The following is a 20715-nucleotide window of genomic DNA, read 5'->3' as shown; positions in this document are numbered from 1 at the left end:
GAGAACTTACACCGCCCCCGCAGGCGCTTCCAAATCAGCTGGACGCTCCGTGACCGGACGAAAACTGGTCAGGCCGCAGCCTTCTTCACCGCGCCGACAATGTCCTTGACCACCTGCGAGACGAGCTTTTCGTCGTCGCCCTCGGCCATGATGCGGATCAGCGGTTCCGTCCCCGAGGCGCGCACCACCACCCGGCCGGTGCCGTTGAGGCGGGCCTCGGCGTCGGCGATGACGTCCTGGACCGACTTGGTCTCCAGCGGCTTGCCGCCGGCGAAGCGGACGTTCTCCAGCTTCTGCGGGACCGGGTCGAACTGGCGGGCCAGCACGCTCATGGGCACGTCCGACTGGACCAGCACGGCCAACACCTGCAGGGCCGACAGCAGGCCGTCGCCGGTGGTGGAGTAGTCGTGCAGGATGACGTGGCCGGACTGCTCCCCGCCCAGGTTGAAGCCGCCCTCGCGCATGCGCTCCATGACGTAGCGGTCGCCGACCCTGGTGCGCTCCAGGCTCAGGCCGCGGCCGGCCATGAAGCGCTCGAGGCCCAGGTTGGACATGACGGTGGCGACGACGCCGCCGCCCTTCAGCAGGCCGTCCTTGGCCCAGGCCCCGGCGATGATGGCCATGATCTGGTCCCCGTCGACCACGTGGCCCTTCTCGTCGCAGATCACCAGCCGGTCGGCGTCGCCGTCCAGGGCGATGCCGATGTCGGCGCGGTACTTCTTCACCGCCTCGGCCATGGCGTTGGGGTGGGTGGAGCCGCACTCCTCGTTGATGTTGCAGCCGTTCGGCGTCACGCCGATCTCGAACACCTCGGCGCCCAGCTCGTACAGAGCGGTCGGGGCGACCTTGTAGGCGGCGCCGTTGGCGCAATCGATCACCACGCGCAGGCCGTTCAGGTTCATCTTCTTCGGGAAGGTCGCCTTGGCGATCTCGACGTAGCGCGCCTGGGCGTCGTCGATGCGCTTCACCCGGCCCAGCGACGAAGGGGCCGCCAGGCCTTCCTGCAGGCCCTCGTCCATGTGCTTCTCGATCTTCAGCTCCATGGCGTCCGACAGCTTGTAGCCGTCCGGGCCGAACAGCTTGATGCCGTTGTCCTGGTAGGAGTTGTGCGAGGCCGAGATCATCACGCCGAGGTCGGCGCGCATGGAGCGGGTCATCATCGCCACCGCCGGGGTCGGCAGCGGGCCGAACAGGCGCACGTCCATGCCCAGGCTGGTGAAGCCGGCCACCAGGGCCGGCTCGATCATGTAGCCGGACAGGCGGGTGTCCTTGCCGATCACCACCAGGTGGCGGCGCTCGTCGGTGGAGCGGAACAGCTTGCCGGCCGCCAGGCCCACGCGCAGCGCCACTTCGGCGGTCATGGGATGCTTGTTGGCCTGACCGCGGATGCCGTCGGTGCCGAAGTAAGCGCGTTGCGTCATCAGGAGGTCTCGTAGGCGGCGCGAAACTTTGCGAAATGGAGATTTAAGTGCGCCGCCGTTTGCGAATGCTAAAGGCGTCGTCGCGGACCTGGTCCGCGCTTCCATAAACCACGACGCCCGCCGCCGGAAAAGCGCTTCCGCTCCGGGCGTTAAAGCGTAACCAAAAGCGGATCCAGCTCATGTGCGGCATCATCGGCATCTCCGGCGTCAGCGCCGTCGCGCCTCGCCTGATCGACAGCCTGAAGCGGCTGGAATACCGCGGCTATGATTCCGCCGGCGTGGCGTCCCAGGCCGACGGCGCGATCGAGCGCCGCCGCGCGCCGGGCAAGATCCGCGCGCTGGAGGCCGTGCTGGCCGAGCGTCCGCTGCCGGGCGTGGTCGGCATCGGCCACACCCGCTGGGCCACCCACGGCGCCCCGAACGAGGCCAACGCCCACCCCCACCAGGCCGGGCGCGTGACCTTGGTCCACAACGGCATCATCGAGAACTTCGCCGAACTGAAGGCCGAGCTGCAGGCCGCGGGCCGCACCTTCACCAGCGACACCGACACCGAGGTCGTGGCCCAGCTGGTCGACCAGCGCGTCCAGGCCGGCGACGAGCCCCTGGTCGCGCTGAAGACCGTGCTGGACCGCCTGCACGGCGCCTACGCCCTGGCCGTTCTGGTCGAGGGCTATCCGGACCTGGTCATGGGCGCCCGCCGCGGCAGCCCGCTGGTCGTGGGCTGGGGCGACGGCGAGATGTTCATCGGCTCCGACGCGCTCGCCGTCGGCCCCTTCACCAACCGCGTGACCTACCTGGAAGAGGGCGACTACGTCGCCGTCGACCGCGACGGCGCGCAGATCTTCGACGCCGAGGGCCGCCCGGCCAATCGCGCCATCACCGTCGTCTCCGCCTCGGCCGCCCTGGTCGAGAAGGGCGCCTACCGGCACTTCATGGAGAAGGAGATCCACGAGCAGCCGGACAGCGTGCAGCACACCCTGTCGGCCTACGTCGATCCGGTGGCAAAGCGCGCGCGCGCGCCCGGCGACTTCGACTTCACCGCCGTCGACCGCATCCAGGTGGTCGCCTGCGGCACCGCCAACTACGCCGCCCAGGTGGCCCGCTACGCCTTCGAAAAGTGGGCCGGCCTGCCGGTCGACGTCGAGATCGCCTCGGAATTCCGCTACCGCGAGCCGGCGGTGAGCGCCGGCACGCTGGCGCTGGCCGTCTCCCAATCCGGCGAGACCGCCGACACGCTCGCCGCGCTGCGCTGGTGCAAGGCGCAGGGGCTGAAGACCGCCGCCCTGGTCAACGTGCACGAGAGCACCATGGCGCGCGAGGCCGACGCCATGTGGCCGACCTGGGCCGGGCCCGAGATCGGCGTGGCCTCGACCAAGGCCTTCACCGCCCAGGTCTCGGCCCTGCTGGCCCTGGCCGTCGCCGCCGGCGTGCAGCGCGGCCGCATTGGCCGCGAGCAGGAGGTCGAGTTCGTCCAGCACCTGATCGAGGCCCCGCGCCTGATCGCCGAAGCGCTCGCCGCCGACGCGCCCATCCGCCAGGTCGCCCACGATCTCGCCAAGGCCCGCGACGTGCTCTACCTCGGTCGCGGCGCCATGTACCCGCTGGCCCTGGAAGGCGCGCTGAAGCTGAAGGAAATCAGCTACATCCACGCGGAGGGCTACGCCGCCGGCGAGCTGAAGCACGGCCCCATCGCCCTGGTCGACGAGGAGACCCCGGTGGTGGTGCTGGCGCCCACCGACGAGCTGTTCGACAAGACCGCGTCCAACCTGCAGGAGGTCGCCGCCCGCGGCGGCCGGGTGATCCTGCTGACCGACGCCAACGGCGCAGGCGCCCAGGCCACCACCCGCGTGGTCGAGGTCCCGGCCTGCCACCCGCTGGTCGCACCGCTGGTCTTCGCCGTGCCGATCCAGCTCTTGGCCTACCACACGGCCGTCCAGAAGGGCACGGACGTCGACCAGCCGCGCAACCTGGCGAAGTCGGTCACCGTCGAGTAAGCGCGAGCCTTACTGCGGCGGCGTCGGCGCGTTCTTCCCCGGCGGCGTGGCCTCGCCCGCGGGCGGGGTCGCCGGCTGGATCGGCGGCGGCGTGGTCGACGGCGCCGCCTCGCCGGCCGGCGGCACGGCCGAGGTGTCCGGATTGGGCGCGGCTGGCGACGGCGCGCCGCCCGCGTCCGGAGGCATGGCCGCGGCGGTCTTCTCCGCCTCCTTCGCCGGCTGGTTGCAGGCCGCGAGGCCGAGCAGGCTCGCGGCCGCCGCAGCGGTCAGGACGGTTCGACGCATCAGGATCTCTCCTTCTCGTTATCCGGCGGGGGCGGCCTTCTTGGCGGCCTGCGGCGCCGTGGCCGATTCCGGCAGCGGCGCGGGCTCGAACGGTTCCGTGTAGGCCCCCTTCGGCAGGGGCGGCAGGTCGGACGCCTTCATCTCGGCCGCCTGGACCGCGTCGATCGGCCGGCCGTCGGGGCCCAGGCCGTTGATTTTCGAGGCACGCGCCGCGTCGGGGGCCGGCATGGCCGCGTTCACCTTCGCCTTGACCGGCTTTTCGGCCTTGCCGCCTTGGCCGCACGCGGCCAGGGCCAGCGCCCCCAGCACGGCGGCGGCGGCAAACGCTCGGCGAACGATATTTTCCGACATGACACGAGTCCGTGAAGCTGATGGGTTAAGGGCTCGCGGCAAGGCAACGAGCCCGAGGGACAGGTGTTCCCGCATCTCGCGCTTGGCGCAACAGCTCAGCCGGCCTAATCGTGCAGCCCGGCAATTCGATCAGGAGCCTTCATGGGTCGCGTCCGCAAAGCCGTTCTCCCCGTCGCCGGCCTCGGCACCCGCGTGCTGCCGGGCACCAAGACGGTGCCGAAGGAACTGCTCAACGTCGTGGACCGGCCGATCCTGTCCTACATCGTCGAGGAGGGCCGCAAGGCCGGCATCGAGCACTTCGTCTTCGTCACCGGCCGCAACAAGGCGGCGATCGAGGACTACTTCGACCATGCGGTCGAGCTGGAGGCCCAGCTCGAGGCCAAGGGCAAGACCGAGTTGCTGGAGCAGCTGCGGGCCGAGCTGCCCAAGGCCGGCGAGATGAGCTTCGTGCGCCAGATGCAGCCGCTGGGCCTGGGCCACGCGGTCTGGTGCGCGCGCGACGTGATCGGCAATGACCCGTTCGCGGTCATCCTGCCGGACGTGATCGTCGACGCCGAGCCCAACTGCCTGGCGCAGCTGGCCGACGCCTTCGAGCGGACGGGCGCCAACATCATCGGCGTCGAGCAGGTCCCGGAGAACGAGACCCACAAGTACGGCATCGTCGCTCCGGCCGAGCGGGACGGGCGGCTGGTGAAGATGAGCGGCATGGTCGAGAAGCCGAAGCCCGGCACGTCGCCCTCGAACCTAGCCATCTCCGGCCGCTACATCCTCACGCCCCAGATCTTCGAGGAACTGGCCCGGCACGAGCCCGGCGCAGGCGGCGAGATCCAGCTGACCGACGCCATGGCCCGGCTGATGGCCCGCCAGGCCTTCTACGCCTACGAGTACGAGGGCGCGACGTACGACTGCGGCGACAAGATCGGCCTGCTGCGCGCCAACGTGGCGCTGGCGCTGAAACGTCCCGACCTGGGCGAAGCGGCGCGGGCGGCGGTGACGGCGGCGCTCGCCGGAGCGGTTTGAGGCGGCCCGACCGCGGCCGCAAGCGGTATCGGCCGCTTGCGCCAATCACTCCACGAGGGGGAACGTCAGACGCACTTCCGTGCCCGCGCTGGAGCTGTCGACCTCAATCCGGCCGCTGAGCTGGTTGGCGAGCAGCTCGACCAGCTTCAGCCCCATCGCGCCGGTACGCTTGTCGCCCATGCCCTGGCCGTTGTCCCGCACCGCCAGCATCGCATCCTTGGTGCCGACGTCGCTCACGAAGCGTACGGACAGCGAGGGCGACGGATGCCCCTTTACCGCATACTTCAAAGCGTTGGTCAGGAGCTCGTTCAGGATCAGGCCCATCGGCACGGCCCGATCGGCCCTCAGCTCCAGCGGCTCCAGGTCGCGCTCGATCCGCAGCTCGCCTTCAAGGCTGCGCTCCATGCTGAGGCAAAGCGCGTCGATGTAATCGGCGGCCTGGACGTGCGTCGAGCCGCCCTCCCGGAAGGCGAGCTGATCGTGGGCGAGCGCGACGGCCGTCACGCGCTCCATCACGTCGGCCAGATCGGCCCGCGCCTGGTCGTTGGCGGCCTTACGGCTCCGATTGGCGAGGATTGCGAGGATCAGCTGGAAGTAGTTCCGGACCCGGTGGTTCTGCTCGCTGAGTAGGGTGTCGGCCTGGCTGACCCGCTTGGCGAGCCGCTCCGCGGTGTGCTCGCGCTCCGACTGCGCCTGGCGGTGTCGGACCGCCAGCGCCAGGATCATGGAGCAGGCCATCAGAAAACATTCGTCGTCGTCGTCGAAGGCGTCCGGCTCCGGCGCGTCCAGTTCGAGCACCCCCCAGACGACGCCGTTGACGCCGATAGGCGCATTGAGCAGGGACACGATGCCGTGCTCCTTGAGGACCTTCGAAGGCCGGAAGCCGCCCTCCTCCAGCAGGTTGCCTATGCTGACGGTGGCGCGGGTCTGAAACGCTCGCCCCGGCGGCGACATCATGTCCGACCCCAGTCGGGCGTGTCCGACCACACCTTCCCGCCAACCCCGGCCGGCGACCATCAGCAGGTCGCCCTTGTCCGCCCGGTATTGCAGGACCTTGGCGTGGGAGACGCCTACGGCGCGGGCCGCGTGTTCGCAGGCCAGATCCAAAAGGCGCTGCAGGTCCGTGGACTCGGCCGCGACCCGCGCGAAGTCGACCAGAATGGTCTGATGGCATCGCACCTTGGCGAGCGAGGCGGCGGCCATGGAGCTGCGACTGTCGGGCATGTCCCCTACCGGACTGGTCAAGGGCAACCCCGGCCCGCACGCCATGTTCCCGCGCCAGACCGCACGGGCCGCTACGGCGTCAGCGGACCGCCCCGGACGTGACGGCCCGCCGTCACCCCAGCTGCGCGATCAGGCCTTCGAGGTCCGCCTTCAGACGCTCGAAGACGGCCGGGCTCATGTCCAGCCGGGCGGCCAGCTGCAGGGGCACCGCCTCGGCCCGTACGCGCAGGTCGCGGCCGGCCTCGGTCAGTTCGACCACGAGCACCCGCTCGTCCCCGGGCGAGCGGGTGCGCTTGACCAGTCCGGCGGCCTCGAGCCGCTTCACCAACGGCGTCAGTGTGCCTGAGTCCAGCTTCAGGCGACGGCCGATCTGGCCCAGGCTGGCGCCGTCGCCTTCCCACAGCACCAGCATGACCAGGTACTGCGGATAGGTCAGGCCCAGCGGCGCGAGGTAGGGCCGATAGGCCTTGGTCACGGCGTTGGACGCCGCGTACAGCGGAAAGCACAGCTGGCGATCCAGCTTCAGGGCCTCGGCGGGCTGCAGGTCCGACACGATTTTTCTCCTTCCCGCGACGATACCGTCCCCGCTCCCTCTTGCGAACGATCGATCGACTTACAATTATATTGTGCACAATTGAATTGCTCACAAGCACGGAGCCCCGAACATGAGCACTCAGGTCCTGTACCGCGCCAAAGCCACCGCCGTCGGCGGCCGCGACGGCCGCGCCGCTTCCGACGACGGCCGCCTGGACGTCGCCCTGTCCCGTCCGGCCGGCCTGGGCGGCGACAACGGTCCAGGGACCAATCCGGAGCAACTGTTCGCGGCCGGCTACGCGGCCTGCTTCGAAGGCGCCCTGCGCTTCGTCGCCCACCAGCAGGGCAAGGCGCTGGGCAAGGCGCAGGTGAGCGCCGAGGTCGGCATCGGCCCGCGCGCGGCCGGCGGCTTCGGCCTGGAGGTGGCGCTGACCGTCGACCTGCCCGATCTCGACCGCGACGCCGCGCAGGTCCTGGTCGACGCCGCCCACCAGGTCTGCCCCTACTCCAACGCCACGCGCGGCAACATCGACGTGAAACTGGCCTTGGCCGCCTAAGCCCCAAGCCCCGCCGTCGCCCGACGGCGGGGCCTCTTACCGCGCCGCTCGGGAACCAGCGTTCTTTCACCGCGCTTGTGCATGCGCTACGCCAAGCACAGCGGTGTCAGGGACGGGTGGACGATGCGGGTTCTCATCCTGGGCGGCGACGGGTTCTGCGGCTGGCCGACGGCGCTTCACCTGTCCGCGCGCGGATGGGAGGTGGCGATCGTCGACAACCTGTCGCGCCGGGCCATCGACAACGAGCTGGAGGTCCAGTCGCTCACCCCGATCCGCCCCATGGGCGAGCGGATCGCCGCCTGGCGGGAGATTTCCGGCCGCAGCCTCGGCTTCCACAACCTGACGCTTGGCAAGGATTACGACCGCTTCCTGGCGCTGCTGAAGGAGTGGCGGCCGAGCGCCGTCGTGCACTTCGCCGAACAGCGGGCCGCGCCCTACTCGATGAAGTCGGCGCGCCACAAGCTCTACACCGTCGACAACAACCTCAACGCCACCAACCACGTGCTGGCGGCGATCGTGGAGAGCGGCCTGGACATCCACCTGGCCCACCTCGGCACCATGGGCGTTTACGGCTACGGCACGGCCGGCCTGAAGATCCCGGAAGGCTATCTGACGGTCACGGTGGAGACGGACCTCGGCCCGCAGGACCAGGAGATCCTGTTCCCGGCCAACCCCGGGTCCATCTACCACATGACCAAGACCCAGGACGCCCTGCTGTTCCAGTTCTACGCCCGCAACGACCGCGTCCGGATCACCGACCTGCACCAGGGCATCGTCTGGGGCACCCAGACGGCCGAGACCCGCCGCGACGAGCGGCTGATCAACCGGTTCGATTACGACGGCGACTACGGCACGGTGCTGAACCGGTTCCTGATGCAGTCGGCGGTCGGCTATCCGCTGACCGTGCACGGCACCGGCGGCCAGACCCGGGCCTTCATCAACCTGCAGGACACGGTGCGCTGCGTGGAGCTGGCGCTGAGCCACCCGCCCAAGCGCGGCGAGCGGGTCGCCATCCTCAACCAAATGACGGAATCGCACCGGGTGCGCGACCTGGCCGAGCTGGTCGGGCGGATCGCCGGCGCGGAGGTCGCCTACGTCACCAATCCGCGCAACGAGGCGGACGAGAACGAGCTGGTGGTCGAGAACCGCAAGTTCCTGGGCCTGGGCCTGGAGCCGATCACCCTGGAGGACGGCCTGCTGGCGGAGGTGACCGAGATCGCCGGCCGCTACGCCGAGCGCGCCGACCTGTCGAAAATCCCATGCGTGTCGCACTGGAACGCCGAGCGCGCGGCGGCGGCGGAGGCGGCGACGCGGCCGCACCTGGCGGCCGTGGAGGGCGGCGCCTAGGCCGAAGCCTTGGCCTCCACGCCCTCGAACAGCAGGGCCAGCTGCCGCTCGGTCAGGGCCGACAGCGCCTCGGGCGTGAGCTTCTCGTAATAGGCCTTGCGGTAGTTGCGCACGTAGACCGCGAACAGCATCTCGGAGAACAGGTCGAGGTCGGCGTCGGTGCGGATCTCGCCCGAGGCCTGGCCCTGCTCCAGGGCGGCGCGGAACAGGCCGAGCAGCCGGCCGTGGCGCTGGTTGCTCTCCTCCTCGATGCGCGCGGGCCAGCCGTGCGAGGCGCCGAGGTGGGAGATCATCAGCTCGAGCTGGCGGGATTCCACGCCGTAGGCGATCGACATCAACGAGGCGATGCGGTCGCGGGTCGAGCCCTTCAGGTATGGCGAGATCTGCTTGAGCTCGCTGAACAGGGCCTCGAATTTCTCGAACAGGATGTGGTTGAAAATGTCCACCTTGCTTTCGAAGGTGGTGAACACGCTGCCGACCGAGACGCCGGCGCGTTCGGCGATCATGCGGATGGTCGTCTCTTCGTAGCCGATCTCTTCGAACAGCTGACGCGCAGCCTCGACGACCTTCTCGCGGGTCGCCCGCTTCTGCGCTTCCCTGACGCCCATCAATTTCCTCCGCGGACAGCACTGGGGCCGGCGCGTCCTCCGCGCCGGCCCCGGCTGTTTATTTGGTTCTCAGCCCCGCGAGGACAAGCTCGATCTGATCGGCCAGTCGGGCCCGCAGGGTGTCCAGGCCCCATTCGTCGTAAACCGCACGACGATAGTTGGCCAGATATCCGTCCCATAGGGTCTCGGAAACCAGGCGCACGTCGAACTCGGCCTGGATCTCACCGGCGCGGGAGCCGTCGCGCAGCGCGTCACCGACAATGCCCAGCAGCACCTTGGCGGCGGCGCGGGCGCGGAGCTCCGCGTTCAGCGGGCGCAGCCACGACTGGGCGATGATCGCCTGCATCAGCGGCAGGTGCTCCAGGTGGTACTCGTAGCCGGCCGAGAACACCGACAGCAGCTTGTCGTTGACCGGGGCTTCGACGGCGGCGGCGGCGCGCATGCGCTCGGCCACCCGCTCCATGTCTTCCATCAACACCGCTTCGAAGAGGTCGGACTTGTCCTCGAAGTTGGCGAACACCGCGCCCGTCGACATGCCGGCGTGCTTGGCGATGTCGCGGATCGTCGAGGCTTCGTAGCCGCGCTCGGTGAAGAGCTGGCGGGCGGCCTCGAGCACCTTTTGGCGGGTGCGGATCTTGGACAGGACACGCCGGTTGGTGGTCACCGGGGCGACCTCGACCGGCTCGTAGGGAACGCGAACGGAAGTTTGCTTCATTTCACCTGCGCCGAGCGACAGAGCCGCCCGCTCATCGAACTTGTTCAACCAATGACGGGCTCGTCGCCCGACCCGAGTCGGATAATGACATTTCGTTGCTGGAAAGGGATGTGTCCAGAGGTCGCAGGTCGCCGAACAGTGCAATTAAATGGCGAGCGACGCCGTTGTGCCAAGTTGGCTGAACTTGCTCGGCGAAATTCGCACGCACGCCCCCTCCTCCTCGTCGCGCGCCGTTGTCGACGGGAAATCGGGCGATTCAATGCCCTCGGCTCCCCATCGGGGGCCAAATTGCTCTAGGGTCGACCCATGGAGACCTTGTTCAACGTCCTGATTCCGCTCGCCCTGCTGGCGGTCACCGCAACCCTGGGGTGGGGAATCTATTCGCTTTATCGCGGCGGCGAGTACGCCCGTTCGCGGTCCAACAAGCTGATGCGGCTGCGCGTGGCGCTGCAGGCGGTGGCCATCATCATCCTGGTCATCGCCTTCTGGTGGCGCAAACAGACCGTCGGCTGATGGTCACCCTGAACCGCATCTACACGCGCACCGGCGACAAGGGCGCGACCCGCCTGGCAACCGGCGAGCCGGTCGCCAAAACTGACGCGCGCGTGGAGGCCTACGGTTCGGTCGACGAGACCAACGCCTGCGTGGGCCTGGCGCGCCTGCACGCCGGCGCCGACGGCTGGCTCGACGCGGCGCTCGGCCGCATCCAGAACGAGCTGTTCGACCTCGGGGCCGACCTGGCCACGCCCGACCGCGGGAAGGATCTGGGCTGGGCGCCGCTGCGCATCCTGGCCGGCCAGGTCGAGCGGCTGGAAAACGAGATTGACGAGATGAACGCCGACATGGCGCCGCTGGACAGCTTCGTGCTCCCGGGCGGGTCCGCGCTCGCCGCCCACCTGCATCTGGCCCGCACCGTCAGCCGCCGGGCCGAACGCGAGGCCGTGCGTCTGGCCGGGACCGAGGGCGAGGCCATCAACGCCGAGGCGCTGAAATACCTGAACCGGCTGTCGGACTGGTTCTTCGTCGCCTCGCGCCGGGCCAACGACAACGGCGCCGCCGACGTGCTGTGGAAGCCGGGCGCGACGCGCTAGGCGTCAGTCCTTCTTGGCCGCCGCCTCTTCCGCCTGGACCTGCGCTTCGCGCTTCAGGCCGGACTTGGCGCGGGCGGCCTCGACCTGCTCGGGCGTGCGCTTGGCGCCGACCGGGCGGCCGGTGACGTCGGACAGGAACACCGGACGCGCGCAGGTGCGGCTGGCGTTGTCCCACCAGGCCTCGGCCTCGGCGCAGGCCTTGGCCGGGCGCGCCCAGAACCACTGGTACGCCCAGACGCCGGCCACGCCGACGCCGAACAGGACCAGGAAGATCACCTTCATGCGGTTGATGAGACGGTCGTTCATGCTCCGCTCTATCTAGCCGCCGAACACGGTTTGCAAGTCGCAGAGCGCCGCTTCCCCTGCGTTACGTTGACAGCCCCCGCCGCCCTCGCCACTTTGCGCGCCGCCTCGCGGGCGCGACCTAATCGCTGCGCCCCGCCTCCCCAATCCTAAGGGCGCAAGCGACCATGAAGGTTCTGGTCCCGGTCAAACGGGTGATCGATTACAATGTGAAGGTCCGGGTGAAGCCGGATCAGTCCGGCGTCGACCTCGCCAACGTGAAGATGTCGATGAATCCCTTCGACGAGATCGCCGTCGAAGAAGCCGTCCGGCTGAAGGAAAAGGGCGTCGTCTCCGAGATCGTGGTGGTCTCGGTCGGGCCGACCCAGGCGCAGGAAACCCTGCGGACGGCCCTGGCCATGGGCGCCGACCGCGGCATCCTGATCCAGTCGGACCAGGACGTGGAGCCGCTGGGCGTCGCCAAGCTGCTCAAGGCCGTGGTGGCCGAGGAAGCGCCGCAGATGGTGCTGATGGGCAAGCAGGCGATCGACGGCGACAACAACGCCACCGGCCAGATGCTGGCCGCCCTGCTCGACTGGCCGCAGGCCACCTTCGCCTCGAAGGTCGAGATGAGCGGCGACAAGGCGGCGGTCACCCGCGAAATCGACGGCGGTCTGCAGACCCTGTCGGTGGCCCTGCCGGCGGTGGTGACCACCGACCTGCGCCTGAACGAGCCGCGCTACGCCTCGCTGCCGAACATCATGAAGGCCAAGAAGAAGCCGATCGACGTGAAGTCGCCGGCCGACTACGGGGTCGACGTCTCGCCGCGCCTGAAGGTTCTGAAGGTGACCGAGCCGGCCAAGCGCCAGGCCGGCATCAAGGTCGAAGGGGCCGCCGACCTGGTGGCCAAGCTGCGTAACGAAGCGGGGGTGCTGTAATGGCCGTTCTCGTCATTGCCGATCACGACAACGCCCACGTCCGCGACACCACGCATAAGACCGTGACCGCCGCCAAGGCGCTGTCGAACGACGTCGACGTGCTGGTGCTGGGCCAGGGCGCCGAGGCCGCCGCGGCCCAGGCCGCCAAGATCGACGGCGTGCGCAAGGTGCTGGTGGCCGAGAGCCCGGCCCTGGGCAAGATGATCGCCGAGGCGGTCGAGGCCGCCATCGTGCCGATGATGGGCGGCTACGACGCCGTCCTGACCCCGGCCACCTCGGCCGGCAAGAACTTCGCCCCGCGCATCGCCGCCAAGCTGGACGTCAGCCAGATCTCCGACATCGTCGAAGTGGTCGACGGCTCGACCTTCGTGCGCCCGATCTACGCCGGCAACGCCATGGAGACGGTGCAGTCGAACGAGGCCAAGAAGGTCATCACCGTGCGCACCACCGCCTTCAAGGCGGCCGGTGAAGGCGGCTCGGCCCCGGTCGAGAAGCTGTCGGGCGGCGAAAGCGCGCCGAAGACCGACTTCGTCGGCGAGGAGATGGTGAAGTCGGACCGCCCGGAACTGGGCGCGGCCAAGATCATCGTCTCCGGCGGCCGCGCCATGGGCTCCGCCGAGGAGTTCAACAAGGTGCTCGAGCCCCTGGCCGACAAGCTGGGCGCCGCCGTCGGCGCCTCGCGCGCGGCCGTGGACGCCGGCTACGCGCCGAACGACTACCAGGTCGGCCAGACCGGCAAGGTGGTCGCCCCGTCGCTCTACATCGCCATCGGCATCTCGGGCGCCATCCAGCACCTGGCCGGCATGAAGGACTCCAAGGTGATCGTGGCGATCAACAAGGACGCCGACGCGCCGATCTTCCAGATCGCCGACTACGGCTGGGTCACGGACTACAAGACCGCCGTGCCGGCCCTGATGGACGAGCTGAGCAAGCTCGGCAAGTAAGCCGTCGGTCAGATCCGACCTTCGATCAGCCGCGCGCCGCCAGGCGCGCGGCTGATTTCGTTTCAGCGACGCGCCAGAGCGCCGATCCGCGCCAGCAGCACCTCGGCCTCGAACGGCTTCTGCAGCAGCCGGCCCCGGTCCAGCCCCGGCGGCAGGGCCTCCAGATCGGCGTAGCCGGTCAGGATCAGAACCGGCGTGCCGGGCCGGACCGTCTCGATCGCCTCGGCGGTCTCCAGCCCGTTCATGTCCGGCATGGCGAAGTCGACCAAGACCACGTCCGGCGCGGGCCCGTCGCGCAAGCGCGCCAGGGCCTCGGCCCCGCAGTCCACCGCCGACACTTCGCAGCCGGCCTCCGTCAGAAGCGCGTTCACGTAACGGCGCACATCGGCGTCGTCGTCGACGACCAGGATCCTGAGCCCCGCCACCGAGGCCGACGGGGCGGGCGTCGCGGTCTCATCCCGCGCCGGCGCCTCCTCGGCCTCGGGCAGGTAGATGCTGACCTTGGCGCCCTGCCCGGCCGCGGTCTCCACCCGCACCCCGCCGCCCATCTGCTTGGCCAGGCCCAGCACCTGGCTGAGGCCCAGGCCCGAGCCCTTGCCCACCGGCTTGGTGGTGAAGAACGGCTCGAACACCTTGCCGAGCACCTCGGCCGGCATGCCGGTGCCGGTGTCGAGCACGCAGACCACCACGTAGCGGCCCGGCTCCGGCGCATGCGGGTCGACCTGCTCGGACACCTGCAGGGTCGAGGTCGAGACGGTGAGCACGCCGCCGCCGGGCATGGCGTCGCGCGCATTGATGGCCAGGTTGAGCACCGCCAGCTCCAGCTGGGTCGGGTCCGCCTTGGCCGGCGGCAGGTCGGGCTTGAGCTCGATCTCGATGCGCACGCCGCCGCCCAGCGTGCTGGTCAGGAGGTCGCGCATGCCCTCGATCATGGCGTTGACGTCGACCGCACGGGTCTCCAGCCGCTGGCGACGCGAGAAGGCCAGCAGCTGGGCGGTGAGCTTGGCCCCGCGCTGGGCGCCTTGCAGCGCGTTGTCGAGCAGCCGGCGAACCCCCTCGTCGTCGACCCGCTTCAAGGCCATGGACACGCTCCCCATGACCGCGGTGAGCAGGTTGTTGAAGTCGTGGGCGACGCCGCCGGTCAGCTGGCCGACCGCCTCCATCCGCTGCGCCCGGCCCAGCGCCGTCTGCGCCTGCATGGCGGCGGTGACGTCCTGGAAGGTGACGACGCCCAGCACGACCTGCCCGGCCTCGTCGCGGATCGGCGCGGCGCTGACCTCCAGGTTCACGACCTCGCCGTCGTCGCGCCGGTAGAGCTGGTGCTCGCGATCCACGCGCTCGCCGGCCACGGCCCGGGCCAGGGCGTGCTCTTCGCCGGTGAGCGCCCGGCCGTCCGGGTGCAGGCTGGCGTACTGCGCATAGTCCGCGGGCGTCGCGGCGCGGATCACCGAATGGCCCATCAGCCGGGCCGCCTCGGCGTTACCGTAGCGGATCGCGCCGGACGGGGCTTCGGCCACCAGCACGCCGAACGGCATCTGTTCAAGGATGGCGCGCAGCTGCTGCTCGCTGCGGCGCAGGCTCTCCGCCTCGCGGTCGGCGGCGGCCTTGCGGCTGCGGTCCACGACCGCCGCGGCCAGCGCCGCGCCCAGCAGCACGGTCGTGCCGCTGGCCACCGCGAGCGCCAGGGCCAGCCGGTCCAGGCCGCCCTCGCCGGGCGCGGCGCCGGGCAGCAGGGTCGCGGTCATGCCGGCCATGCCGGTGAAGTGCATGCCCGCGATCGCCAGCCCCAGGATCAGGGCGGCCGCGGCCTGCCGGCCGAATCCGTCCTCCCGGCCGAGCGACCTCAGGGCCAGGGCCGAGGCGCCGGCGGCGATGCCGTAGGCGGCCAGCACCATGACCGGATCATGGCTCAGGCGCAGCGGCGCCTGCACCGCGGCCACGCCCATGTAATGCATGCCGCAGACCGCTCCGCCCATCAGCAGGGCCGCGAGCCCGACGCCCCAGCGGCTCAGGTGCAGCCGCACGAGGGCGTAGAAGCCGCCGAGCGCGGCCACGATGGCGAGCAGCAACGACAGCGCTGTCAGGTCGACGCGGTAACGGACCGGCGTGCCCGGATCCCAGCCCAGGGTCGCGATGAAGTGCATGGACCAGATCGACAGGCCCAACGCCACCGCCGAGCCGATCAGCCACAGCCGCGCCCGCCCCCGCTCGGCGCCGCTGCGACGCCGGAACAGGTCGAGCGCGGTCCAGGCGCCCAGCACGGCGACCGTGATCGAAAGCAGGACGAAAACCGGGGCGTGCGCCCCCAGATGACCGGGCATAAGCGTGCAGGCCTTGCGCTGCGGCCGGATATTGAGCGGGCCGCCCGACGGAGTCGAGGTCGGCCGCAGAAACGAAAGCGGCGGGCCTTTCGACCCGCCGCTCCGCTCTTTCCGAAAAGGACGGCGGGCCGAAACCCGCCGCCAGGTCTGATCCGATTTCAGTCGGGCTCAGAAGGACTTGCTGACGTTCACGAAGACCGTCCGGCCCACGTAGTCGTAGCCGCTGTAGAGCGGGGCGTTGCCGACCCGGCTGTAGGCGCCCGACGAGATCATCGGCGGCTCCTTGTCGCCGATGTTGCGGATGCCCACGGTCGCGGTCCAATCGTCGGCCGAATACTGGACCGACGCGTTGTGGGTCCAATAGTCCGGTACGTCGAAGTCGTACGCCGTCGTCGCGCGGTTCAGGCCGAAGTAGTCGTAGCTCTGCATGTCGTCGATCCACTCGACGCCGTAGCGGAACTTGACCTTGTCCAGGGCGTAGGTCGCATCGAAGGTCCCGGTGAATTCCGGGTTGCCGATGGTGCCGTTGACGTCGTCCATCGGGTCGTCGGCGAACAGCTTGCTGGACTGGTCGAGGTACTGGGTGACCTGGGCGTTCAGGCGCAGGCTGCCCGGACCGATGTCCTTCACCCAACGCAGGTTGTAGTCGATACCCTCGACGTTCTGCGTGGCGATGTTGGTGTACTGGTCGTGGACGACGAGCTTGGCGCCTTCGCCCCGCTCCTCGATGAACCGGCACCAGCCGCCGCCGGCGCGGAACTCCGGGTCGTTGTAGCAGAGGTCGAGGATCGCGGCTCCGCCGACGCGGCTGACGCCGTTGTTGATCTCGATCTTGTAGTAGTCGACCGCGAAGGCGAACTCGCCGAAGGCGTCCGGCAGCTCGGGCTGGAGGATCAGGCCGACGGTGAAGTTCTTCGAGGTCTCGGCTTCCAGGCCCGCGCCCGCGCCGCCTTCCGACAGGACGGTGACGCCGGAGGTGGCCTTGAAATCGGTGTCGCCGAGTTCAGCGTGGCAGTTCGCGTAGAGGAACGAGTCCGGGGCGGCCTCGGTGCCGTATTCCGAGCACGGGTCGTACGACTGATCCAGGAAGCCGCTGGTGGCCCCTTGGAACTGCTCGAACAGCGCCGGGGCGCGGAACGAGGTGCCGTAGGTGGCGCGCAGCGACACGGCCGGGATCGGCGTCCACACCCCGCCGACCTTGTAGGTCGAGTCAGAGCCGTAGGAGTCGTAGTTCGTGTAGCGGCCCGACACGTTGAGGGTCAGGTCGTGGGCGAACGGCAGGTCGCGCAGGATCGGCACTTCCAGTTCGCCGTAGACTTCCCACACCGAGTCTTCGCCGCGGGTGGGCTCCGACGAGGTGAGGTTCAGCAGGTTGCCCTGCTGGCTGTGGATCGACGGGGTGTCGTCGATCTCGGCCTTGCGGTACTCGACGCCGAAGGCGCCCATGACCGTGCCGGCCGGCAGCTCGTACAGCGGGCCGTCGATCGCGGCCGACAGCACGGTTTCGTCGTACTGGGTGTTGCCCACGACGTTCTGGAAGACGTAGTTCTTCCAGTCGGCCGGGAGAGCGCCGCCGACCACCGCCGGAGTCAGAGCCGGAGCGGCCACGCAGGCCGGGTCCGCGTCACGGCAGGCGAAGACCCCGCCGCCGATGTCGACCACGTCCAGCGACTTCGACAGGCGATCCTTCAGGAACGACATCATGGAGTAGTCGGCGTCGGAACGCGAACGCGTCACCGCCACGTCGTAACGCCAGTCGTTCAGGAACAGGTCGCCGCGAATGCCGGCGGTGCCCTTCCAGAAGGTGACCGACTGCGAGCTCTGGTCCAGGCCGGCGCCGATGAAGGCGCGCACGCCGACGTCTTGGCCGTTGCTGATCTCGGTCGGGCCCATGGCGGTGCTGCCGGCCAGTTCGGCCGGGATCAGCGGGCTGCCCTTCATGTAGTCGAGCGCCAGCTGGCGGTAGCTGGCCTGCGTGGAGTCACGCTGGTTGATCAGCACTTCGCCGTAGACTTCGGCGTTGCCGAGCGCGTGCAGGTCGTAGCCGCCCTTCAGGTAGGCGGTCTTCACCTCGACCGGCGAGATCAGCGACTCGCCCAGCATCTCGTCTTCGAAGGTGTCGCGGACGTTGACGTTGACGCCGGTGCCGCCCACGCCTTCCCAGCCGACGAGGCCGGTGGTCACCGACGAATTCGGCCGCCAGCGGTTGAACTGGGTGACGCTGCCCGGCGCGCCGGCCGCGCCGACGCCGGCCATGTTGCTGGTGCCGATCGTGTTGATCGTCACGCCGTTCGAGCCGGTGCCGGTGATCGGATAGCACTTCGGCCGGCCGGTGGCCGGGTCGATGAAGTCGGTCACGCCGCCGGTGGCGCGGTTGATCCGGTGATCGGTGTTGCAGCGGGTCCAGTCGCGGTCGGCGAGGGTCAGGTCCTGCCGCTCGTAGAACTCCAGAGAGCCCGACAGATTCCAGCGGTCGCCCATGAGGCCGCCGGTGACCGACAGGCGGGTCTGCTCGCCGCCGCCGTTGGTCGGCGCGTTGTACTGGCCTTCGACCGTCACGCCTTCGAACGGCTTGCGGGTGATCACGTTGATCACGCCGGCGATGGCGTCCGAGCCGTAGACCGACGAGGCGCCGTCACGCAGCACCTCGACGCGGTCGATCATGGCGCTGGGCAGCACGTTCAGGTCGGCCGAGCCGACCGAGCCGCGCGAACCGGCCGGGGCCACCCGGCGACCGTCGATCAGCACCAGGGTGCGACCGGCGCCCAGGCCGCGCAGGCCGATGGTGTTGGCGCCCGGACCGCCGTCGGTGACGTAGCCGCCGTAGGCGTTGTTGATCTGCGCCGAACCGCCCGTGACCGCCGTGCCCTGCAGGGCCGCCGTGGTCGAGCTGTAGCCCGCCAGGGTGGTCTCTTCACGGGTCATGATCTGGATCGGCGAGGGCGAGTTGAACGTGTCGCGACGGATGCGCGAGCCGACGACGATCAGCTCCTCCACCGCGGGGTCGCTCGCCGCTTCGCCGGCGGTCGCTTCGGTTTGCTTGGCCGGGGCCGGGGCTTCCTCGCTCTGGGCCCATGCGGCGCCCGCGCCGCCCGTAACCATAAGCGCCGCCGAACACAGCAGCGCGCTACGCCACACCTTCACTCTTACTCTCCCTACGCAGCCCCCGCCGCGCCATGGGCGGTGCTTTAGGGGAGGTGCGCGGGAAGTGCGGAGCTTGAAATGTTAGATTTCAAACAATTGGGCGAGCGCGTGTCGCCAGGGCAACAAATTTGCGACACACCGCCAAAAAGGGTCGGAAAACCGCCCGCTTTCGCCAAATTCGAGTCCAAGTTGGTGAAAAATTCGAGGGAAATTGCTTTGGCGCAACCAATGCAGGCGCGCACGGCCCGATATGGCCAGGACCCGTCGGTGTGCTAGGTTCCGCCAGCGCGGCGGCGGGCTGCCACCGCACTGCACAATTCGAGGCGTAGGCTTGATGACGGATATCAGGACGGTCGGCGTGGTCGGCGCCGGCCAGATGGGATCGGGGATCGCGCACGTCTGCGCGCTGGGCGGCTACGACGTGCTGCTCAACGACGTGGCGCTCGAGCGCGTCGAGGCCGGCCTGGAAACCGTGCGGCGCAACCTCGCCCGCCAGGTCGCCAAGGGCGCCATCGACCAGGCCGCCATGGACGCCGCGCTGAAGCGCATCCGCCCGGCCCCGGCCGGCGACGACCTGCGCGACGCCGACCTGGTGATCGAGGCCGCCACCGAGGACGAAGAGACCAAGAAGGCGATCTTCCGCAGCCTGACGCCGTACCTGAAGCCCAGCGCGTTGCTGGCCTCCAACACCTCGTCGATCTCCATCACCCGCCTGGCCGCGTCCACCGACCGCCCCGGCAAGTTCCTCGGGCTTCATTTCATGAACCCGGTGCCGCTGATGAAGCTGGTGGAGATCATCCGCGGCATCGCCACCGACGCCGAAACCTACGAGACCGCCGTCGCCTTCGCCCAGTCGCTGGGCAAGACCACGGCCAACGCGGAGGACTTCCCCGCCTTCATCGTCAATCGGGTGCTGATCCCGATGATCAACGAGGCGATCTTCACCCTCTACGAGGGCGTGGGCACGGTCGAGGCGATCGACACCGCCATGCGGCTGGGCGCCAACCACCCGATGGGTCCGCTGGAGCTGGCCGACTTCATCGGCCTCGACACGGTTCTGTCGATCATGAACGTGCTCTACGACGGCCTCTCGGACAGCAAGTACCGCCCCTGTCCGCTGCTGGTGAAGTACGTCGAGGCGGGCTGGCTGGGCCGCAAGGCCGGCCGCGGCTTCTACGACTACCGCGGCGAGAAGCCGGTCCCGACCCGGTGAAAATTCCCGGCCTCACCCGCGTCGACTGGCGCGAGGATCCCAAGCTGTGGGTGCCGGTCGCCTGGGCGGCCGGCGTGGCCTGGCCGGGGGTCGTGCTCACCCTGCTGATCTTCCCGCCCTCCGCCCGCGGCGGCGGCTTCGTCAGCGACTGGCGTTTCACCGCCCTGATCGAGGCGGCCGTGGGCATGGCGCTGGCGCTGTACCTGCTGGCCCGCGAGCGTCAGCGGGAACAGACGCCGCGCACCCGCCTGGGGGTGGTGATCCGCTTCCTGGTGTACGGGACGGTGTTCTCGGTCGGGGCGCAGGTCCTGCTGGCGCTGATCGTGGCCCCGTTCGCGCCGCCGCCGGGGGCCGGCTTCTTCCAGACCGTGGGGTCGATCAAGACCACCCTCTGGTTCTTCGTTTTCGCCCTGCCCGGCTCGGTCGCGGTCGGCTTCAGCTACGCGCTCTGGGCCGGGATCATGGCGGCGCTGATCGCCTTCGCGCCGCGCCCGCTCAGCCTGAAGCCGCGCCCGACCGTATTCGAGACCTTCGACGTTCCGGCGCCGCCGACGCCGCCCGCGCCGGCGCCCGAACCGACCCCGCCGGCCCCGGAGACCGAGCTGGAAAAGGCGCTGCGCCCGGAACCTCTCTGAAACTCACGGAAGGCTCACGAATTCGTGTGATCGGCTGCAACCCGTGCCGCCTCACGGCGTTTTGATCGCGGACCCGACAGGAGCCGTCCCC

The 20715-nt window shown here is 69.5% G+C and carries 20 protein-coding genes; 10 read left to right on the top strand and 10 right to left on the bottom strand.

The features are described 5' to 3' along the window. Positions 1-68: 68 nt before the first annotated feature. Positions 69-1421: a phosphoglucosamine mutase gene (gene glmM, locus H8B08_RS00375; RefSeq protein WP_187448251.1), complete on the bottom strand. Its 1353-nt coding sequence runs from the start codon at positions 1419-1421 to the stop codon at positions 69-71. 179 nt (positions 1422-1600) lie between these two features. Between glmM and glmS the strand changes: the two genes are divergently transcribed. Further along, the gene (gene glmS, locus H8B08_RS00370) at positions 1601-3415 is read left to right on the top strand and encodes a glutamine--fructose-6-phosphate transaminase (isomerizing) (protein ID WP_187448250.1); all 1815 of its coding nucleotides are present in this window, start codon (positions 1601-1603) and stop codon (positions 3413-3415) included. Between the two features lie 9 nt (positions 3416-3424). On the opposite strand, the gene H8B08_RS00365 is transcribed toward glmS, so the two are convergent. Next, positions 3425-3700, bottom strand: a complete 276-nt coding sequence (locus H8B08_RS00365) for a hypothetical protein (RefSeq protein WP_187448249.1) — start codon at positions 3698-3700, stop codon at positions 3425-3427. Between the two features lie 18 nt (positions 3701-3718). After that, entirely contained in the window at positions 3719-4051 is a 333-nt protein-coding gene (locus H8B08_RS00360; RefSeq protein WP_187448248.1) for a hypothetical protein, read from the bottom strand. 141 nt (positions 4052-4192) lie between these two features. Here H8B08_RS00360 and galU point away from each other — a divergent pair, with 141 nt between their 5' ends. After that, the gene (gene galU / locus H8B08_RS00355; protein WP_187448247.1) at positions 4193-5071 is read left to right on the top strand and encodes a UTP--glucose-1-phosphate uridylyltransferase GalU; all 879 of its coding nucleotides are present in this window, start codon (positions 4193-4195) and stop codon (positions 5069-5071) included. Positions 5072-5116: 45 nt separating this feature from the next. Here the strand turns inward: galU and H8B08_RS00350 are convergent, their stop codons facing one another. Next, positions 5117-6295 carry a sensor histidine kinase gene (locus H8B08_RS00350; protein WP_187448246.1) on the bottom strand — a complete coding sequence of 393 codons (1179 nt, stop codon included), beginning with the start codon at positions 6293-6295 and terminating at the stop codon, positions 5117-5119. A gap of 112 nt (positions 6296-6407) precedes the next feature. Then, the gene (locus tag H8B08_RS00345; RefSeq protein WP_187448603.1) at positions 6408-6839 is read right to left on the bottom strand and encodes a MarR family winged helix-turn-helix transcriptional regulator; all 432 of its coding nucleotides are present in this window, start codon (positions 6837-6839) and stop codon (positions 6408-6410) included. A gap of 121 nt (positions 6840-6960) precedes the next feature. Between H8B08_RS00345 and H8B08_RS00340 the strand changes: the two genes are divergently transcribed. Together H8B08_RS00340 and H8B08_RS00335 are read left to right on the top strand one after the other, a co-directional pair. After that, positions 6961-7386, top strand: a complete 426-nt coding sequence (locus H8B08_RS00340) for an organic hydroperoxide resistance protein (protein WP_187448245.1) — start codon at positions 6961-6963, stop codon at positions 7384-7386. Between the two features lie 123 nt (positions 7387-7509). Next, the gene (locus H8B08_RS00335; RefSeq protein ID WP_187448244.1) at positions 7510-8733 is read left to right on the top strand and encodes an NAD-dependent epimerase/dehydratase family protein; all 1224 of its coding nucleotides are present in this window, start codon (positions 7510-7512) and stop codon (positions 8731-8733) included. On the opposite strand, the gene H8B08_RS00330 is transcribed toward H8B08_RS00335, so the two are convergent. Together H8B08_RS00330 and H8B08_RS00325 are read right to left on the bottom strand one after the other, a co-directional pair. After that, positions 8730-9341, bottom strand: a complete 612-nt coding sequence (locus H8B08_RS00330; protein WP_187448243.1) for a TetR/AcrR family transcriptional regulator — start codon at positions 9339-9341, stop codon at positions 8730-8732. The two genes, H8B08_RS00335 and H8B08_RS00330, sit on opposite strands and share 4 nt — an antisense overlap. Positions 9342-9399: 58 nt before the next feature. Then, positions 9400-10056, bottom strand: a complete 657-nt coding sequence (locus H8B08_RS00325) for a TetR/AcrR family transcriptional regulator (protein ID WP_187448242.1) — start codon at positions 10054-10056, stop codon at positions 9400-9402. Positions 10057-10362: 306 nt separating this feature from the next. On the opposite strand from H8B08_RS00325, the gene H8B08_RS00320 reads away from it, so the two are divergent. Next, positions 10363-10569 (top strand): twin transmembrane helix small protein, encoded by a 207-nt coding sequence (locus tag H8B08_RS00320; protein WP_163261333.1) that lies wholly within the window; start codon positions 10363-10365, stop codon positions 10567-10569. Further along, positions 10569-11147, top strand: coding sequence for a cob(I)yrinic acid a,c-diamide adenosyltransferase (locus H8B08_RS00315; RefSeq protein ID WP_187448241.1), 579 nt, complete (start codon positions 10569-10571; stop codon positions 11145-11147). Before H8B08_RS00320 ends, H8B08_RS00315 begins: the two co-directional genes overlap by 1 nt. A 3-nt stretch (positions 11148-11150) precedes the next feature. On the opposite strand, the gene H8B08_RS00310 is transcribed toward H8B08_RS00315, so the two are convergent. Further along, a complete protein-coding gene (locus H8B08_RS00310) occupies positions 11151-11453 on the bottom strand; it encodes a hypothetical protein (RefSeq protein WP_187448240.1) in 303 nt (100 codons plus the stop codon). Between the two features lie 164 nt (positions 11454-11617). Here H8B08_RS00310 and H8B08_RS00305 point away from each other — a divergent pair, with 164 nt between their 5' ends. Both H8B08_RS00305 and H8B08_RS00300 read left to right on the top strand, forming a co-directional pair. Beyond that, a complete protein-coding gene (locus H8B08_RS00305) occupies positions 11618-12367 on the top strand; it encodes an electron transfer flavoprotein subunit beta/FixA family protein (RefSeq protein ID WP_187448239.1) in 750 nt (249 codons plus the stop codon). Further along, positions 12367-13311 (top strand): electron transfer flavoprotein subunit alpha/FixB family protein, encoded by a 945-nt coding sequence (locus H8B08_RS00300; RefSeq protein WP_187448238.1) that lies wholly within the window; start codon positions 12367-12369, stop codon positions 13309-13311. Before H8B08_RS00305 ends, H8B08_RS00300 begins: the two co-directional genes overlap by 1 nt. A gap of 62 nt (positions 13312-13373) precedes the next feature. On the opposite strand, the gene H8B08_RS00295 is transcribed toward H8B08_RS00300, so the two are convergent. Beyond that, positions 13374-15632, bottom strand: a complete 2259-nt coding sequence (locus H8B08_RS00295; RefSeq protein WP_187448237.1) for an MHYT domain-containing protein — start codon at positions 15630-15632, stop codon at positions 13374-13376. Positions 15633-15800: 168 nt separating this feature from the next. After that, positions 15801-18776: a TonB-dependent receptor domain-containing protein gene (locus H8B08_RS00290; protein WP_370545360.1), complete on the bottom strand. Its 2976-nt coding sequence runs from the start codon at positions 18774-18776 to the stop codon at positions 15801-15803. A 334-nt stretch (positions 18777-19110) separates the two neighbouring features. Here H8B08_RS00290 and H8B08_RS00285 point away from each other — a divergent pair, with 334 nt between their 5' ends. Together H8B08_RS00285 and H8B08_RS00280 are read left to right on the top strand one after the other, a co-directional pair. Beyond that, the gene (locus H8B08_RS00285; protein WP_187448236.1) at positions 19111-19989 is read left to right on the top strand and encodes a 3-hydroxybutyryl-CoA dehydrogenase; all 879 of its coding nucleotides are present in this window, start codon (positions 19111-19113) and stop codon (positions 19987-19989) included. Further along, positions 19986-20624, top strand: a complete 639-nt coding sequence (locus H8B08_RS00280; protein WP_187448235.1) for a phthalate transporter — start codon at positions 19986-19988, stop codon at positions 20622-20624. Before H8B08_RS00285 ends, H8B08_RS00280 begins: the two co-directional genes overlap by 4 nt. Positions 20625-20715: the final 91 nt, after the last annotated feature.

The sequence above is a fragment of the Caulobacter sp. 17J80-11 genome (assembly GCF_014349105.1).
Taxonomy (GTDB): domain Bacteria; phylum Pseudomonadota; class Alphaproteobacteria; order Caulobacterales; family Caulobacteraceae; genus 17J80-11.
This window is presented reverse-complemented; position numbering and strand designations above follow the sequence as displayed.